Annotated in this window: 18 protein-coding genes and 2 other annotated features (1 of these 20 cut by a window edge); of the genes, 4 read left to right on the plus strand and 14 right to left on the minus strand. The window is 25.8% G+C overall.

What is annotated here, in order from left to right; genetic code table 11:
* Nucleotides 1-9: 9 nt before the first annotated feature.
* The 3 genes from BUA70_RS00965 to yjbM form a co-directional block, all read right to left on the minus strand.
* Nucleotides 10-1,128, minus strand: a complete 1,119-nt coding sequence (locus BUA70_RS00965) for an AAA family ATPase (protein WP_072892355.1) — start codon at nucleotides 1,126-1,128, stop codon at nucleotides 10-12.
* A gap of 25 nt (nucleotides 1,129-1,153) precedes the next feature.
* A complete protein-coding gene (locus BUA70_RS00970; protein WP_072892356.1) occupies nucleotides 1,154-1,930 on the minus strand; it encodes a hypothetical protein in 777 nt (258 codons plus the stop codon).
* Between the two features lie 213 nt (nucleotides 1,931-2,143).
* Entirely contained in the window at nucleotides 2,144-2,932 is a 789-nt protein-coding gene (yjbM, locus tag BUA70_RS00975; protein ID WP_072892357.1) for a GTP diphosphokinase, read from the minus strand.
* 137 nt (nucleotides 2,933-3,069) lie between these two features.
* Here yjbM and BUA70_RS00980 point away from each other — a divergent pair, with 137 nt between their 5' ends.
* Nucleotides 3,070-4,053, plus strand: a complete 984-nt coding sequence (locus BUA70_RS00980) for a methyl-accepting chemotaxis protein (RefSeq protein ID WP_072892358.1) — start codon at nucleotides 3,070-3,072, stop codon at nucleotides 4,051-4,053.
* Between the two features lie 106 nt (nucleotides 4,054-4,159).
* Here the strand turns inward: BUA70_RS00980 and BUA70_RS00985 are convergent, their stop codons facing one another.
* On the minus strand, nucleotides 4,160-5,713 hold the full coding sequence (locus BUA70_RS00985; RefSeq protein WP_072892359.1) for a BCCT family transporter: 1,554 nt from the start codon (nucleotides 5,711-5,713) through the stop codon (nucleotides 4,160-4,162).
* A 234-nt stretch (nucleotides 5,714-5,947) separates the two neighbouring features.
* On the opposite strand from BUA70_RS00985, the gene BUA70_RS00990 reads away from it, so the two are divergent.
* Nucleotides 5,948-6,574 (plus strand): GntR family transcriptional regulator, encoded by a 627-nt coding sequence (locus BUA70_RS00990; RefSeq protein WP_072892360.1) that lies wholly within the window; start codon nucleotides 5,948-5,950, stop codon nucleotides 6,572-6,574.
* 207 nt (nucleotides 6,575-6,781) lie between these two features.
* Here the strand turns inward: BUA70_RS00990 and BUA70_RS00995 are convergent, their stop codons facing one another.
* The 8 genes from BUA70_RS00995 to BUA70_RS01030 form a co-directional block, all read right to left on the minus strand.
* Nucleotides 6,782-7,471, minus strand: coding sequence for a metallophosphoesterase (locus tag BUA70_RS00995; protein WP_072892361.1), 690 nt, complete (start codon nucleotides 7,469-7,471; stop codon nucleotides 6,782-6,784).
* Between the two features lie 8 nt (nucleotides 7,472-7,479).
* Entirely contained in the window at nucleotides 7,480-7,746 is a 267-nt protein-coding gene (locus BUA70_RS01000; RefSeq protein ID WP_072892362.1) for an EscU/YscU/HrcU family type III secretion system export apparatus switch protein, read from the minus strand.
* Between the two features lie 9 nt (nucleotides 7,747-7,755).
* Nucleotides 7,756-9,810, minus strand: coding sequence for a transcriptional regulator (locus tag BUA70_RS01005; protein ID WP_072892363.1), 2,055 nt, complete (start codon nucleotides 9,808-9,810; stop codon nucleotides 7,756-7,758).
* Nucleotides 9,811-9,995: 185 nt separating this feature from the next.
* Nucleotides 9,996-11,216, minus strand: a complete 1,221-nt coding sequence (gene tyrS / locus BUA70_RS01010; protein ID WP_072892364.1) for a tyrosine--tRNA ligase — start codon at nucleotides 11,214-11,216, stop codon at nucleotides 9,996-9,998.
* A gap of 117 nt (nucleotides 11,217-11,333) precedes the next feature.
* Nucleotides 11,334-11,585: a binding site (T-box leader), on the minus strand.
* A gap of 81 nt (nucleotides 11,586-11,666) precedes the next feature.
* Entirely contained in the window at nucleotides 11,667-12,044 is a 378-nt protein-coding gene (locus BUA70_RS01015; RefSeq protein WP_072892365.1) for a RidA family protein, read from the minus strand.
* 146 nt (nucleotides 12,045-12,190) lie between these two features.
* A complete protein-coding gene (locus tag BUA70_RS01020) occupies nucleotides 12,191-12,598 on the minus strand; it encodes a hypothetical protein (protein ID WP_072892366.1) in 408 nt (135 codons plus the stop codon).
* A gap of 328 nt (nucleotides 12,599-12,926) precedes the next feature.
* Nucleotides 12,927-14,051: a Ger(x)C family spore germination protein gene (locus BUA70_RS01025; RefSeq protein WP_072892367.1), complete on the minus strand. Its 1,125-nt coding sequence runs from the start codon at nucleotides 14,049-14,051 to the stop codon at nucleotides 12,927-12,929.
* The gene (locus BUA70_RS01030; RefSeq protein WP_072892368.1) at nucleotides 14,035-15,447 is read right to left on the minus strand and encodes a spore germination protein; all 1,413 of its coding nucleotides are present in this window, start codon (nucleotides 15,445-15,447) and stop codon (nucleotides 14,035-14,037) included. The genes BUA70_RS01025 and BUA70_RS01030 overlap by 17 nt, the downstream gene beginning before the upstream one ends.
* Nucleotides 15,448-15,578: 131 nt before the next feature.
* On the opposite strand from BUA70_RS01030, the gene BUA70_RS01035 reads away from it, so the two are divergent.
* Together BUA70_RS01035 and BUA70_RS01040 are read left to right on the plus strand one after the other, a co-directional pair.
* Complete coding sequence (locus BUA70_RS01035; protein WP_072892369.1) at nucleotides 15,579-16,712, plus strand: GerAB/ArcD/ProY family transporter; 1,134 nt, start codon at nucleotides 15,579-15,581, stop codon at nucleotides 16,710-16,712.
* Between the two features lie 237 nt (nucleotides 16,713-16,949).
* The gene (locus tag BUA70_RS01040; protein ID WP_072892370.1) at nucleotides 16,950-17,105 is read left to right on the plus strand and encodes a zinc-ribbon domain-containing protein; all 156 of its coding nucleotides are present in this window, start codon (nucleotides 16,950-16,952) and stop codon (nucleotides 17,103-17,105) included.
* A gap of 95 nt (nucleotides 17,106-17,200) precedes the next feature.
* On the opposite strand, the gene BUA70_RS01045 is transcribed toward BUA70_RS01040, so the two are convergent.
* Nucleotides 17,201-17,503 carry a hypothetical protein gene (locus BUA70_RS01045; RefSeq protein ID WP_072892371.1) on the minus strand — a complete coding sequence of 101 codons (303 nt, stop codon included), beginning with the start codon at nucleotides 17,501-17,503 and terminating at the stop codon, nucleotides 17,201-17,203.
* Between the two features lie 254 nt (nucleotides 17,504-17,757).
* The gene (locus BUA70_RS01050) at nucleotides 17,758-18,303 is read right to left on the minus strand and encodes an ECF transporter S component (RefSeq protein WP_072892372.1); all 546 of its coding nucleotides are present in this window, start codon (nucleotides 18,301-18,303) and stop codon (nucleotides 17,758-17,760) included.
* A gap of 264 nt (nucleotides 18,304-18,567) precedes the next feature.
* Nucleotides 18,568-18,672: a binding site (T-box leader), on the plus strand (it continues 125 nt past the right edge of the window).

The raw sequence follows: 18,672 nt of genomic DNA on the forward strand, positions 1-18,672 counted from the left end.
TTTTTTCTCCTAAACATATATTTCAAAGAAAGTCTCTATAAACTCATCATTATTTAACATAAAATCATATAATCTTTTACTATGTTCTGCTTTTATTTCCTTCATTATTGATAAAGCTAAATCCTTTGGATAATCTCTAAGTAATGTGGCAAATATATTTATATCATTTTCCTTTATTTCCTTCTCTTCTTCTAAATAATTCAAAGCACTTTTTGCAGTAATATACAAACGAGAATGACTTTCTTTTCTTATTTTTTCTCTTATATCATAAGATATAATCTCATCCTTAAATAAGTCTTTACCCTTTATTATAGGATTCTTTAAACTCTTTAAAAATCCTATAAAGTCTTGAGCAATATTGCTTCCCACATTCCCCTTTACCAAATTATAAAATATATCCAAAGAAAATTTATCTTTATTGTTTTTATAAACTTTAAATCCCTTAGATATTCTCTCCCAACTTCTTGGTGTAGCTTTTATAGTTTCTAAAGAATTAGGTGTATGAAGATGCTCTGGAAATGTAGATATAAATTCTATAACCTCTTCTGCAACTTCTCCTTTTGTCATAGCCCATCTAATCCATTCCTTAACATCTGAATCTAACTCTATCCAAATAAATCTATCTTCTTGGGCAGGATCCATATCAATTACTTCATAATTACTTTGTTCAAAATTATCATATTTATTTGATGGATTCATAGCCGCAATAATTTTTACCTTTTCGGATAATTTGTATCCATTTATCTCCCTATTTAAAATCAAATTCATAAGTTCTTGCTGAACTGCATGTTCGCATCTATTTAACTCATCAATAAAAAGCAATACTTCTTTTCCCTGAGATATAGCCTCATCTATTTCTACTAATTTACTATGAGTTGCATATATTGTTGCTCTACTTTTAAATTTTTTTCCTTCTCTCTCATAAGTTCTATCCTCTATAGTTGGAAGACCTCCTATTTCTCCTTCTTTTAAAAGATTTCCATCTATAGTTACTAAATAATAATTTTTTTCTTCACTTAATTCCTTTGCTAAAGACGTCTTACCTATTCCACTTTCTCCTATTATTAAAGGAACTGCTCCTGATAAAAGGACTAGTTCTGTTGTCTTTATACATTTATCAAAATTCACTTTTATATTCCTCCAATATTATTAACTATAGACTTAACTTATAATCTATAGTAAACTTTTTAGCTTTCTTACTTCCATATTCCTTTATAAAAGCCATCTTATCCATCTCTAAAATTTCTAACTCTAGATAATCCTTAACGTATTTATAATCTATATTTTCATTGCTTAACTTTTCCTTTAAAATATCTAAGACCATATCTATATTAATTTCTTCATAAACATATTTAATAATATTTATATTATCCTTTATAAATAATCCTAAATCATCATAGCTATAATTATTCATATAATTTATACTTTCCTCATTCTCATTTATAGCTAATCTTTTACTTTTTATAGTAGGATTTTTGATAAACTTTATAGCTCCCCAGTAATTTTTTATAGCCTTTATTTGAACCTTCTCTGATGGATCCTTTATATATTTTATTGCATCAAAATCTTTTTCTACTGCTAAAAGCTGTAATTCTTCTGATGGATTTTCTACATATTGAATTGCCCAACCTTTAGTTTTTATAGCCTCCTTAACTATTTTTTCTGTTTTATTTTCTATAAGTTTTAATACATTCCACTGACTTTTTACTGCTAATATACAAAGTTCTTCTGAAGGATCTTTTATGTATTCAATTGCTAAAACATTAGATTTTATTGCTTCAAGTTTAACTTCATCACTTGGATTTTCTATATATTGTATAACAAAGCCATTTTTCTTTACAGCTTCTAATTCCATCTCTAAAGTTTTATTTTTTATATTTTTTATAAATAAAGGATTTTCCTTTATCATATTTAATTCTCTATTTTCCATTATATTTTTACCTCTCGTTAAAATAGAATAAAATCACCATTTCAATTTTATATTACTTAATAATTATTATCAATATAAATGATAATTTATTTTATTCTTCTTAAAATAATTATAAAAGGTGTAATATACCTTTATGAAAAGTTCTATTACACCTTTTATTATAAACTTTAAAATTAAATTTTTAATTTAAACCTTTAATTAAATTTTATAGCTCTAGCTATATTTTTCAATCTCTCTTTGTATTGAATGAAGAAGGTTATTAAATTCCCAAACTTCTCCCTCCTCAATTAACTTATTTAAAGAAATTTGATATCTTGAAGCCTCTGCTATCCTACCTAAAGATATTAAAGTTATTATATTATTCATTATAGTTGATATTACATCTGATTTTACTTCAAATAATTTTTGAGCATCTTTTATCTCATCTTTTATTTCAAGCATCTCTCTATCTAGATTAAAAGCTGCATCTGCTGCATTTTTAAGCTTTTGCTTTATTTCCTTAGGAATTTTTTGCTTATACTTATAATTAAGAGAATGCTCTGCTGTAGCCCAAAAATTCATAGCTAAAGTCCTTATTTGAAATTCTGCTAATATTTCCTTTTGCTCTTCCGCCATATTAACTGGATACTTAATTATTATATGATAACTTCTATAACCACTTTCCTTAACATTATTAACATAATCTTTTTCATAAAGTATTTGCATATCTTTACGTTCTCTTAATATTTCAACAACTCTTTGTATGTCATCAACAAATTGACACATAACCCTTATGCCTGCTATATCCTCCATTTCATATTGTAGTCTATCTATTGGTATTTCAAATTTATTAGCTTTTTCTAATATGCTAGCAACTTCTTTAACCCTTCCAGTAACAAATTCTATTGGAGAATATTCATTTTTTCGTCTATATTCTTTTCTTATACTTCTTAATTTTACCTTTAGCTCTTCAACAGCCTGTTCATAAGGCATCAGAAAAGTCTTCCATTCTTTTATTGCCATACCTTATCACCTTTAATTGTTTTGTACAAAATAATTATATCAAAAAAGCAATACAAAAGGTAATATAATTTACCATTACATTTTTCTGTCATAATGTGCTATAATATTCTAAAAATATAAATTGGAGGCAATATGTTATGGGACTTTTCTTTAACAAAAATAAATATCCATCTTCTAACGAAGAAATAATTGTAGAAAAAGATGAAAATTTATCTGATATACCACCTAAAGTAAGCTCTGAAAAAATTAATAATCTAAAAGATGTAGTAGAAACTCTTTATACTGATTTTGATAACACTTCAAATAACTTTGAATATTTAAATAATACAATTTCTTCTATATCATCTACATTTGAAAATGAAAATAATGAGTTAACTTCCGCTAATAATCTACTTAAAGATTTTAGAAATACTATGGAAGATTTAGCCTTAAACATAACTAACGTTCATATAAATATGTTAGATACAGATAAAGTAGTAAATAATGGAATAAGCACTATAAACTCTTTAGATAAATCATTAAGTGAACTTAATGAAGCATTTAAAACTTCTTATTCTACTGTAAACGAATTAGTTGAAAAGTTAGAATCTGTAAACCTAATCACCTCTGCTATAAGCGAAATAGCATCACAAACTAACCTTTTAGCTTTAAACGCTGCTATAGAAGCTGCAAGAGCTGGCGAAGCAGGAAAAGGATTTTCAGTTGTTGCTGGTGAAGTAAAAAAACTTGCAGAAAACTCAAAATCCGCAGTACAAAGCATAACAAATATACTTGATGAGATAAAAAAGGATATTCTAAAGGCTTCTTCTGCTATGAAAGATGGAAATACCGCTCTTACAACTCAACACTCTTCCATAACTGATACTAAAGAAACTTTTAATGATATTAAATCCTACATAGATGCAGGAACTGATGAAATAAATAATTCTATTATTAATTTAACATCTGCATCACAACATAAAGATAACGTACTAAATTTTGTTGAACATGCTAAGGAATTATCTTTAGAAAAATCTTCATTAATAGACGAATTCTCTATGGACTTTAAAAATAATTATTCTAAAATATCTTCATTTAATAATTCAGTTAAAAATTTAAAAGATTCTATTTCTGATTTATAAAATAATTTATTTTAAATGATAAATTAAAAGAATCCTCTTATATTAATATTAAAAAGAGGATTCTTTTAATTTTTCAATAAAATATTTTTTATTAAAAAATCATATTTTAATTAGCCTTATCTTCTAAGTACTTTTCCTTTATTTTATTATTAATTTTCTTATTATTTATCTGTTTTTCATAACATATACTATTTTTTATTTCACTGTTATATAACTCTTTTCTAAAGGCTATCATTGTAAATAACATTATTACACCAAAAGGTAAAGCCATAAGTATAGATGCATTTTGTACCATAGATAAACCTCCTGCAAAAAGTAAAGCTAATGTTAATGCTGATTGTATTATACCTAATATTATTTTTCTTGAATTTTTAGGATTATTATTTCCATTAGATGCTATCATAGCTAAAACATATGTTGCTGAATCTGCACTAGTTATAAAGAATGTAAATAATAATATTATTGCTAATATTGAAATTGCTAATCCCATTGGATAATTTTCAAATATAACAAAAAATGTGGTTTCAACTTTTTCTATGGCTTTTTCAGCTACATTATGAGGTACATTCATTCCTATTGTTCCAAATACAGCAAACCAAATTAAACAAAATCCTGCTGGAACACATAAAACTCCACCAATAAATTCTTTGATAGTTCTTCCTTTTGAGACTCTTGCTATAAATATAGCCACAAATGGAGCCCAAGCAATCCACCATCCCCAATAAAATAAAGTCCATTGTTTATACCAATTTCCACTTTGAAATATATTATTATTTTCTCCAACTAAAGCTATAGCATAATGTTTTATTCCTACAAATAGATTATATACCATCTCATTAAAAGGTCCCACAATCATAGCTGCTATTAAAAGCATTACAGCTAAAAGCATATTTAAATTAGATAAATATTTAATTCCCTTTTTTACACCTGTACAAGCTGATATTAAAAATAGGCAGGTTATTATTACTATTATTGAGGTTTGAATTAATTTATTTTCTGGTATACCAAATAAATAATTTAATCCACTATTTATCTGTAAGGTTCCCATACCTAGTGAAGTTACTATTCCTGCAATAGTTGCAAAGATAGTTAATATATCAACTGTTTTACCAATAGCTCCTGTAGCTCCCTTATCTCCTATTAAAGGTATAAGTAAGCTACTTATAAGGGCAGGTTTCTTCTTTCTAAAATGCATATAAGCTAAAGCTAAAGCTAATATTGAATAACAAGCCCATGCTGATATTCCCCAATGTAAAAATACTTTCTTAAATGCAAATACTTTAGCTCCTTCTGTCAACCCTTCCATACCTTCTGGCTTAATATAATGTGTTAATGGTTCTGCAACTCCCCAAAATACTAATCCAATTCCTATTCCAGCACTAAATAGCATAGCAAACCATGTTATGTTCGAAAATTCTGGTTTAGAATCATCATCTCCAAGTTTTATATTTCTAAACTTACTAAAAGCAAGCCATATACAAAATATAAAGAAAGATATCATCAATGCTGAATAAAACCAAGAAACATTATTAGAAATCCACTCTAAAAAATTATTCACCATAAACTCAAAACCCTCTTTAAAAAATACAGCCCAAATAAATATAAGAAGTGATGCTATTAAACAACTTTTATAAATAAAATTATCTTTACCTTTTTTCAAAAAAATTCCTCCTTTTTAACTACTTGTAATTGTTAACAAGTTGTCAGTTTGTATTTTAAAAAAATAGCAACTTTTAAACTAATATAAGTTGCTAGTTATAACAACTTAATTTTAACATACAAGTTGTCACTTTTCAAATTATTGGATATAAAGGGCAATTTTAAAGGCTTTAATATGTTTTACATTTTATTAATACAGTGATAAAATCTTATTGTTAAAGGAGTGTTATTTAATATGCTAAAAAAATCTAAAACCCCAAATTATATAAAAATAGCTGTGGATATTGCACACAGGATTATAAATAATGAGTTTATAGAAGGTAGTAAAATCACCGGTAGAACAACCTTAGTAAGTATATATAAGGTTTCTCCAGAAACAATAAGAAGATCAATTGCTTTACTAACAGATATGAATGTAGTTAAAGTAAATGATAAAAGCGGCATAATAATAAACAGCAGAGATTCTGCTAAAGTATTTTTAAATAAATTTAAAACTCAATCTGACTTTTCATCAATAAATAATGAAACTTATCAATTACTAGCTCAAAAAAAGATAATTGATGAAAAAATAGATAATAATATAAAATCTATTATTCAATTTGCAACTCAACTTAGAAATGTGGGAACTATAATTCCCTTTGAAAGTGTAGTAGAAAAAAATAGTATAGCTGTTGGTAAAAGTATTGGTGAATTAAATTTTTGGCATAATACCAAAGCTACCATAGTAGGAGTTAAAAGAAATGGAGAAATATTTTTGTCTCCAGGACCATACTTTACCCTTTTAGAAAATGATATATTAGTATATGTTGGTGAAGATGAAGTTTTTCAAAATATAATTAATTATATAAAAGCTCCTAAATAAAACTATAAAATAAAAATTATTATTTTATTACCATATTGCAAAAAAACTCCTTCTTGTTAAATATAATCCTAATTATTTTTACAAGGGAGTTTATTTTTTCAGTTTACAAAAGTTTTTAAAAAAAACTTTATTTTAACTTCCATAGAAAAAAATAAGAAATATCTTTTGATATTTCTTATTTTTTCTTTTGCTTTTTGTAAATTAAATTTAATCTAATATTTTTAATGGATTAAAATTTAAATAATCAGAGGATGTGATTATATATTCAACATTGTTTTTAGTTCCATTTACAACCTTACTAAGTCCGTGACCATGCAAATGTCCATATATAACTTTTTTTACACCATAACTTTCAAATATTTCTGTAAAAGCTGAATCTCCAAGGGATTCATTGCTTGGTGGATAATGTATCATACATATTATATTTTTATATCCAGCCTTTTTTGCCTCATCTAAAGATAACTTTAATCTTATTTGTTCTCTATCATAAATTTTTTTATCTTTCTCTGTGAATTTATCATTTTCAGGACAAATCCATCCCCTAGTACCGCAAATGGCCCAATCTTTATAAGAAAAAAAATTATTTTGTATAAATTTCATGTTATCATACATTTTATTTAGTTTTGATATACTCCCCCACCAATAATCATGGTTTCCTCTTATAAGAAACTTTGTTCCTGGTAATTTATGAATCCACTCTAAATCATCTTTGCTATCTTGAGCTTTCATTCCCCAAGAAATATCTCCACCTATAAGAACATAATCCTCTTCTTTTATTTTATTTATCCAATTTTCTTTTATCTTTGCATCATGATTAGCCCAATTATCTCCAAAAATATCCATAGGCTTATTAGTATTTAAAGATAAATGAAGATCTGAAATAGCGTATAATGCCATATAAAAATTCACCTTTCATCAAATAGTTTATCTACATCTGTAATGTAGGCTATTATATGTGCCACTCCTTCATATAATTCCGGTGGAATCGCATCTCCTACATCCACATTACATAGTAAATCTGCTAATTCTTTATTATACACTACTGGAACATTATTTTCCTCTGCTTTTTCAATAATTTTATCAGCTATAACTCCCATGCCTGCTGCTGTTACCGTTGGTGCATCAAAGTTTTGTTCATATTTTAAAGCTGCCGCTTTACTTCTATCTTTCATATTTACCTCCTAAACCCTAATGTCAATAGCTGAAATACTTCCATCATTAAAAAATTCTCTACAGTTAGTTAAAGTAGCATCTTCCATTCTTCTACTAACTATTACATTAACATTATAACCTATATCTTTTAATAGATTGCATAATTTTTCTTTTCCTAAATCTAAAGGTTTTACCCAATATTCATCACACTTTAAATCTACATTAAAGTTTTTATCTTTTATTTTTATATATCCATCTATAGTCCCCATATTTATAGTTTTTACTGTAACTACTAACTTAACATCCTTAGAATCTATTTTTTTGCCACTTTTTCTATCATCTTTTATCATAAGTTTACATTCATATTCTTTTTCCTTAAAATTTATAGGAACATCTAACATGTAATAATTATCACTTAAGCTATTAAAAATTTTTAAACTATTTATCATATCCTTAGATAAATTTAAGGTGTTTAATCCATCTTTATGTGCAATATCTTCAATTATTTTTTTTATTAACTGACCCTTTTCCTTAAGCTCTTGTTCTATAATATTAGAAGATTTACTAGTTACTCCATCCTCTAATATCTTTCCATCTCTTAAAGGCTTAATGTCTTTTAATAAATTTTTAAGTTCTTCCTCTTTTATTGAATTTACTAAGCTCTCCTTATTTCCCTCTATACCTATATTATTTTCACTTAATATACTTTGTAATTCTTTTCCTACAGAACTATCTTCTAAAATAAATTTATTTAATATACTATTAAGCTCATTATTTTCTTTTCCATTATTTCTTATAATATTTATTATACTTTGCTTAGTGGCTTCTTTTATTGAATTTAACTCACTTTTATTTATATCTATATTTTTATTTGTTAAATCTTTTATTATTTCCTTAAAGTCTTTATCATTAAGTTTGCTTAATGTTGTATTACTTTCCTTTGCTTTAGTTAATATATTTTTTACTATATCTTCTTCTGATAAATTCTTAATAGTTGAAATTAAACTATTACTTTCCTCTTTTCCTAAAGATTCCACAGTTTTATTTAAAATTATATTCTTTAATGTATTTTTAACTCCACTATTATCATCTTTAATTAATGTTTTAAGTATGTTTAGTACATCTATCTTACTATTTTTGTTTTCATAAGCTTTTTTCAATGCATCATTTAAATTGATATCTTTATCCCCATTAGAAAGATTTAACCCTTTATTATTTTCTTTAATTAATTTTTCTAAATCTAAATTATTAGGATTTTTATTTCCATTAGCTTTCATATCTTTATCAAAAGAAGATTCTAATTCTTTATCTATATTCTTTAAAAACTCTAAATCTTCATCATTTATAAAACTATTTATATTTTCACCCTTCAATTCACCATCTTCTAAATTTTCGCTAATCTTTTCTAAAAGATTGAATATATCCTCTCTACTTTTAGATAATTTAAGAAAACTTTTTATATTATCACTTGTAAGATCTATATTATTTTCTAACATCATAAATAAGTCTTCATTAGATAGATTTTCTAAGGAAGAAAAGAAATTTTTTAATATATTAATTACTTTTTGTCCTTCTACAGATGCCTTTTCTATTCCTTTACTAGCTAAAAAGGAATTAATAAACTTTTCTATTTCCTCAGGATTTTCCTTTATATCAGCCTTAAACTTCATTAAAGTTTTAGCCTTTATTACATTCTCTTTAGAAATATTCATATTATGTTTTATCATCATTTTTATTACTTCTGTATCATCATCTTTAAGTCCTTCACTTTTTAATAAAGAATCAATCATTTTATCCTCTTTATTATCTTGTGATTCACTTTCTTTTATAACTTTAAGTTTTAATTTTCCATTTTCAAATCCATCAACCTCAAATTTAACTATTCCTTCTTGATAACTCTTTGAATCTCCTTCTATCTCTGCAGCAAACTGCCACCCATCAAGAAGTTTTACCACTGATTCTTCTCCATTTTTTCCTTTAACAATTCTGCCTGAAAATTTTTCTCCTACTTCAAAAGTTAATTTACTAGAAATCTTTTTATTATTTGAGACAACTGCATTTGAAACGTTTATAATTGATGGCATTTGCTTCCCTCCAAATCTTAAAATTTATATTAAACCTTTTACTTATCTTTATTATCGAAGTTTTTTATTTTTTATTCAGAAAAAAATAACTTGCATAAATTAAGGAAAATCCATTAATATTATGCAAGTTAATATTACATACTCTATAAAAATAATCTAAAAGTTTTTAATTAATATATTATTGATTACTGAACAACTATTTTATTATAATTTTTCTTTCCTCTTTTAACCAAAGCACTACCATCTTCAATGTCACTTTCTTCTAAAGTCTTTTTAAAATCAGTAACCTTTTCTCCATTTAATGATAATCCACCCTGTTGAATTAATCTCTTAGCCTCTGCTTTTGATGGCATAATTTTAGTTTCTACTATTATATCTATTAAATTATTTCCTAACATATCTTTTGAGATAGTTACAGTAGGTACATTAGTCATATCATTACCACCTGCAAAAAGAGCCTCTGCAGCTTTTTGAGCTTTTTCAGCTTCTTCTTCACCATGAACAAGCTTAGTTACCTCAAAGGCAAGAACCTTCTTAGCTTCATTTATTGCGGCTCCTTCTAAAGCTCCAAGTCTTCTTACTTCATCCATTGGAAGGAATGTTAATAGAGCTAAACATTTTTGAACATCTGCATCATTAACATTTCTCCAGTATTGGTAGAATTCATATGGTGTAGTTTTTTCAGGATTTAACCATAATGCACCATTTACTGTCTTACCCATTTTTTGTCCCTCACTATTTGTAAGTAAAGTACAAGTCATGGCATAAGCTTCTCCTTGAGTTTTTCTTCTTATAAGCTCAACACCTGCAATCATATTTGACCATTGGTCATCTCCACCTAATTCCATTTTACAATTATATTTTTGATTTAATAAGTAAAAATCATATGCTTGCATTAACATATAGTTAAACTCAAGGAAAGATAATCCTTTTTCTAATCTTTGCTTAAAACATTCAGCTGTAAGCATTCTATTTACTGAAAAATGAGTTCCTACTTCTCTTAAAAATTCTACGTAGTTTTGATTTAAAAGCCAATCTCCGTTATTTACAAGTATAGCTTTATCATCAGAAAAATCTATAAATTTTTCCATTTGTTTTTTTATTGATGCAACATTATGCTCGATTTGCTCTTTAGTTAACATCTTTCTCATATCAGTTTTACCGCTTGGATCTCCTATCATAGCAGTACCCCCACCAAGTAAAGCTATTGGTCTATGTCCTGCTCTTTGCATATGAGCCATAAACATCATAGCTATAAAGTGTCCTACGTGTAAACTATCTGCAGTTGGATCAAAACCTATATAAAAAGTTACTTTTTCCTTTTCTAATAATTCCCTTGTTTCATTTTCATGAGTAAATTGTTTTATATACCCACGTTCAATTAATTCGTCTAATACATTTGCCATACCTTTTTCCTCCTATACAAAAATTCAAATTTTTATATTTAGATTTTAATTTTTATAATTTTATTTTTAAGATAATTTATTTAAATATATAAAAAAACTCTCGTTCTCTGAAAATATTCAGAGGACGAGAGATTAATCACGTGGTACCACCTCAATTTATCTCACATAAATTATGTAAGACCTTAAAAGATGCATCTTAACATCTTTGTTCTTTTAACGGGAACTTCCGATATCAGCCTACTAACTACTAAATAGCTTTCGGTGAATGACTCTAAGATGTATTCAAAGTATTTATCTTTGCACCTCTCACCAACCGGTAACTCTCTGTTAAGTATCAATACCTTTACTCCTTCTTTTCATAGTCTTTTCTTATTCATTAATTTATTAACTAGTATAGTTAAACTTTAATGAAATTATACTTAATTTTAAATATTATGTCAAACTAATATATTAAATATGAGCTATAACTTCTATTTCTAAAACTGCATCCTTTGGAAGTTTTCCTACTTGGAAACAAGATCTAGCTGGTGGTAATTCCTTAAAGTACTCACCATAAACTTCATTTACAGCTGCAAAATCATTTAAATCCTTTAAGAATACTGTTGTTTTTACAACTTTGTCTAAAGATGATCCCACATCTTCTAAAATTGCTTTAACGTTTTCTAAAGAAGTTTTTGTAGCTTCTTTAACATCACTTATAAGTTCCCCCGTTTTTGGATTTATTGGTAATTGACCTGATGTAAAAATAAAATCTCCAATTTTTATTCCTTGTGAATATGGACCTATTGCACCTGGTGCATCTTTTGTTGATATAACTTCTCTATTCATTAATAACGCCTCCTAAATTCTTCGATTTGATTTTATTTTACCTCCTTTTATTATTTTTTTCCACCTTTAAATTTAATTAACATAAAAGAGCCACTAAAAACTAGTAGCTCTCATTATATTAATTTATATATTTTCTATTTTATTTTTTATGAAGCGTATTTTTTTATAAACTCAGGAATTTCATTCTCTCCATTCACATTTATATAAACGTTTACTCCAAATTTTTCTGTTAAATCATCTAGCTTAAAAAATAAATGTGCCGCATTTTCTATATCTGATTCTACAATATTAGAAAGTCCATCAATATAGATATTCTCAATATCATAATCTCTAGATATTATGCCACACAAAAGTCCATATAATGACTCAAAGTCACTTAACGAAAAGTCATTTGTAGATATAAATCTAATATTTCTATTAAGTTCAATTCTTGGTCTTGAATCATCGTCAATATATACAGCGTTTCCTTTTTGACTTAAAATATTTGAGTTAGCCAAATTAATAAGTTCTTTTGTTTTACCTGAACCTCTTTCATTGCAAAACACCTGAATCATCAGAACCACCCCTCACAAATTATATTTGCTTAAATATATAAATATATTTCTTTACTAATAGTATATAATATTCTGAAAATTTATTCAATTATTCCTTATTTTTAATTATTAACAATTAGTTAACAATTTAAGATAACTTTATAAACTTATAATTTTAAAATAAAATATTATTTTTTAACAAAAAATACACTATTACAAGCATATTATTTTATAATGCTTTAATAGTGTATTTTATTTATAGTAAATTTTTTTATTAATAAACTTATAAAAATTTTTATTGAGTCTTTTATCTTTAATAATTATTTTAATTATTTTTTTATTTTACTATTTAATAACTGTCTCTCATTTCACTAGATCCTTCTATATTAACATCAACAGTTAATATTAAATCTGTTTTTCCAATTATACTACCTTCTATTGATTCTTTAGGATAATACATATTAAAGTATCTTCCTGCTTCAAATATATCTACTTCTTTTTTTCTAAAGAAATCAAATGTGCTAGATATATATTGACTTATATCTTTCTTTTCAGTTTCTTCAAGTTTTTTTAATGATGTATCATTAATTATAAATCTATCCTGGACCTCTGCTATAGAACAATTTATAGTAATATATTTATATAGTTTTATTCTATCTCCATCATATTTTATTTTTGTTTCTGTTTTACTATTATTTATTTCTAAGGTAATATACGTTTTTGGATCTTGTGGATTACTTACCTCTAAAACACCATTATCTACATTATCATTTAAAAAGCTATACGCTAGAGTTTGCTTTTCTGTAAGTCTTTCTACTAAAATATCATTATTTAAAATAGCTCCTCCGCTTAAAGAAAGCTTATTATCCTCAGAATTATTAACTATTTCTAGTGCTGATATAACCGTATTAGTTCTTCCAGATGATCTTTCTGTAAAGAAATCATTTATATTTGTGGAGATAACCTTAGGATTTTCCTTAACTTTTATAGCTAAATCATTTAAAAATATTCCTAAGTATTCTTCATTCTCATTAGCAGTTTCAAATAATTTTTTTACATCTCCAAAATATACAAAAAGATATGGCTTAACTAATAATTCTTGGTCTCTTCTTAATAGATCTAAATATTTTTCTAATCCTGATTTAGCAGCATTCTCTGAAAAAATATAAGCTTTACATTGAGTAAAATTTATTTTGTATGAAGATGCTAAATTTATATCTCTTATTCCTTCTAAAATAGTTTTAGACTTTCCTTTATAAAGTATCCTTTTACCTTTATCGGAACTATCATTTGCATCTCTAAAAGGTTTTACACAATCTAAATATATAGCCACATCTCCATCTTCATTGTCAAAAAAGCAAGTAGTTACAAAAACTACTTTGTTTATATCCTTGTAATTATAACAGCCTATAAATGTAGTTAAGATTATAATTCCTAATATTAATGATATAACTCTCTTATAATTTCTTCTCATCAATATCATCCTCTTCTATAACTTTTTTAGATATATTATCTAGATTCCCTCTAAATACCAAGTCCTTAAATTTATATTCTTTTGCTGTTCCAATAGGAAATAAATAAGAATATCCAGATGATTTTAAGTTAGCTAAATGAGTTACTAATAAAAGTGTTGCTGCAAAAAATCCTGGAAGTCCTAAAAATGCTGAAAATAATACAATTATTATAGACCATATAGACATAGCACCATAAGATTTTGGTATTAAAAAGTAAGATAATGCACTTATGGCTATTACCAATATTGTTATTCTAGAGGCTAATCCAGCTCCTACTGCAGCATCTCCTAAAATAAGAGCTGCTACAATAGACATTGCGGTTCCTATTGGTTGTGGAAGCCTTAGTCCAGCCTCCTTTATAAGTTGGAAAAAAGTCATCATTATAAGAACTTCAATTATAGTTGGAAAAGGTACTCCTGCCCTAGATACAGCCAATCTAAAAACAAAAAGAGATGGTATCATTGAGTAATGATAGCATATAGTTGCAACATAAATTCCTGGCATAAATGTAGCTATAAAAAAAGCAATCCATCTTAAAGTTCTTGTAAAATTAACAAAATACTTATTTAAATAATAATCATCTGGCATATGAAAGTTTTCTAAGAAGAAAAAGGGTGTTGTAATTACAAAAGGAGTTCCATCAACAATAACTCCAACTCTTCCTTCCATAAGCTTTGCTACTGTTTCATCAGGTTTTTCAGTATATCCTACTGTATCAAAAACTGTATTTTTATATCGTAACTTATCTTCTATGTAATTAGTATCAAGAATAAATTGATAATCTAATTCTTTAATTTTACTTCTAACATAATCAATAAGTTCTTTAGGTGCTAAACCTTGTATATAAGTTACACAAACTACAGTTTTAGATTTTTCGCCTACATAAATAGCTTCAAATTTTAAATCAGAATTTTTTACCCTCTTTCTAATTAAAGCTACATTATCTACAAAAAGTTCTGTAAACCCTTCTCTTGGTCCTTTAAGAACTGATTCAGTAACAGGTATTCCTACTCCTCTACTTGCAATATTTTTTGCTTCACAATAAATCATACCTTTTTCATTTTCAAAAATAATAATAACATCACCAGATAAAATATGAAGAAGTGCATCTTCATCATCCTTTGGATACCCTACTGTATTGATACTTAAAACCTTGCAGCATATATCCTTTAAAGTAAATACATGTTCCTTTTCTAAAACCAAAGGTTTAACTATATACTCACTTACAAAAGATGTTCCGCATAGTACATCAATAAAAATACAAGTAGCTTTTCCTAATGCAGTATCTACTTCTCTGTACTTAACATCAAAGCTGTCTTTTAATCTGTCTTTAAAAAACTTTAATTTTTTTTCCATAATCATCACCTAGAAATATTGTTTTCATAAAAAATGTTTAATATTCATTTTTTAGAGAATACTAACTAAAGGATTTTTTAGGTAATTTATTATTTTAAATATAGGAATTTTATTATTTATAAGAAAGGTAGGTGAAAACCGTTATATTATTTCCTATAACGGTAACAATATTGGAAAAATTAACTTCTAAACATTTTTTATTTTTTATAGTCCCTATTGTAATGATGTCTATACAAGCATATACTTCTCTTTTTATTAGAGAGAGCAGAACAGATACATGGATATGTACAATAGCTGCCGCTTTAATTTTTTTAATATTTATATTTTATATATTTAATATTTGTGAAAAAACAAATGGCTATGATTTTAAAGATGTAATATTAAAAGCTTTAGGAAAACCTTTAGGAAATGCTTATATTTTTCTATTTGGATTAGCTTTAATATTATCAATAATAGAAAGTGCCATAATCGAAAGTGGTTCTATTCATCATACTTTTTTCTTAGAAACACCTACTTGGTATTTAATTTTATTTTTTATATTACCAGCTATATATTGTATAAATAAGCCTCTAGATACAATAATTATTGTAGTATTAGTATTTGTACCATTAATAATTCTTACAGAAACTACCTTAGAAATATTGGTACATAAGTATAAAGATTTTAGGTATTTATTTCCCGTTTTGCAATTTGGAGTCACAAAGCAAATGATTTTATCAACTTTAAAGCAAATAGGATCTTTAAGTAATTTTATATTACTATTCCCATTGCTTTATAAAATCTCAGATAAAACAAATATAAAAAAACGCTCTATAATAACTTTATCTCTAGTATGCTTATCCTTAATATTTTTAATGATAGGTACTATTTCATTTTTTGGAACTACTAGAGCTTCAAACATATACTTCACTAGATTTTTAAAATCTCAAAGAATATATTATGGAGGTTTCATAGAGAATGGAGAGGCCCATGCACTTTTACAAGTAGTTTTAGGTTGGTTTTTAAAGTATATAATATGTTTCTATGTTCTTTTAGATGTTTTTAAGGAAAAAATTAAAAATCGAAAAATTTTTATAATAGCTTTAACTACTATTATTTTTATTTTTTCTTACTTTTTATCAAGTAGTATATTTAGACTTTTTGAATTCTTAAAATACTTTCAGTACTTTAATTTTATAGTTTTATTTATTTTTCCTTTAATAATATATGCTATATATTCAATAAAATATAAGAAAAATAAATCTAACTTTCCTTCCCCAAATTAAATTTAATCATAATTATGATTAAATTTAATAAATTTAAAATTTTTTTAATTTAATCACAATTTTATATTGTTTTACATAGTATATATGATATAATTATTAATGAAAATCATATTAAATTTTATAGGTCACTTTAGTTAGATAATTTTTCTTCCTTTAATACTCATTCCAAAAATTGACGGTTAATTAGGAAGTATAAATATCACCTAATAACCTATGAATTTAGAGGAGGTCTATTAAATGGAAGATAAAAAAATAACATGTAAAGATTGTGGTAAAGAGTTCATCTTTACAGTAGGAGAACAAGAATTTTTTAAAGAAAAAGGATTCGAAAATGATTCTGTAAGATGCCCTGATTGCAGAAGAGCTAGAAAAGCTCAAAAAATGAATAGATAATATTTGTTTTTTTAATTGAAATTAAACCCTGTATATACAGGGTTTTTTATTTTATAACTTTAATTTTATTAGTTTTTCATTTTATAATCTACTAATTATTCCTTAATAGAATTAATTTTAGAAGCTTCAATCATAACAAATATTGCCGTAAGTATATGCATTATCCAACCAAATAAAGGAATCCATCCTAAGGCAGATCCTACTATACCTAATATATTTCCTGCAATAGGAAGTTTCTCATTCCTACTCATAACAAGTATAGTTATATGAAACATAAGCATGATAAGAAGAGGAATCCACAAAAGTCTTAGTATAAAAAGCCCACCAAAAATAGGAACAGCTAAAAAGGCTTCAATACCTCCTGCGAACCATTTAAGAATTTTAATATTCTCTCTCATACATTAACCTCTAAAAAGTATTTTTAATATAATATGCATAGAAATAATAAAATATTAAACTTCTTAAAAAATAAAACTCCAATTTTTTATCTAAGTAATAATTAGATAAACGCTGCCTAATATAGTAATTAAATCTCCATTTTAAAAATATTATCTTTTATAAAAAATAAATATAATATATAATTACATGAAAAAAGAAATTTTTTAAAACTCGTTTCAAAAAATTTCTTTTATTAGAATATTTTATTTTTAAACTAATTAAATACTTTTTTTCTTGCTCTAAGCATAACATTTGCCAATGGTAAGGCTATAACTATTCCTGTTACTACTTGTATTATATTGCCTGGTATATCTTTAGCAGCATAAACTAAAGCTGCAGTTATCCCATTTACTTTTCCTGTTAATAAAGATGCCATTAAAGCTCCAGCGAATAAGTATCCAATGACCATAAATACTCCAGCTGTAATAAAACTTATAAGATATGTTTTAAATGTTTTTTCTTTAAATTTTTCTAAAATATCGCCTGCTATATAAGCCATAACTCCTTTAATTATAAAAGTAAAAGGTGCCCACAAAAAATACCCCCCATAAATATCTACTAGTGCCATACCTACCGCGGCTGCTAAGGCCCCTCTTTTTTTTCCTAATAGTACTGCTGATAAAAGAACCATACAATCTCCAACATGCACAAATCCCCCTATTGTAGGAATTTTTATTACATTGCCAGCTAAAAATACTAAAGCTATCATAAGTGCTGTTAAAATCCAATTAAGCAGACTATAAGACTCATTTCTCTCCATATAATCCTCTCCTTCATTTTTATTAAAAAGCACATTTTCACTTTAAAAGAAATTATATAATTATTATAATATTGCAGTTTATAAAAAGCATCAAATGTATGGGTACAATTATTTTAAACTTTATCTAAATAAATTATTAATGATTAATATAAATTTATGTATTTCATATACCTTTACCGGTATGATTTTTTATTTTAATAATTAAATTTTTGTTGACAAAAATAATATAGAAGAATAATATAGTTAGTAAGAATTTTATTAATATTATAACCTTTGATAAGAAGTAGTAGGCTTAAACCCAAATTTACAGCGAGTTGTATAAGGTGAGAGTACAACAATTATGATTAAGTTAAATGGATCTTTGAGGTT

It is taken from the genome of Clostridium fallax, assembly GCF_900129365.1.
Taxonomy (GTDB): domain Bacteria; phylum Bacillota; class Clostridia; order Clostridiales; family Clostridiaceae; genus Clostridium_AH; species Clostridium_AH fallax.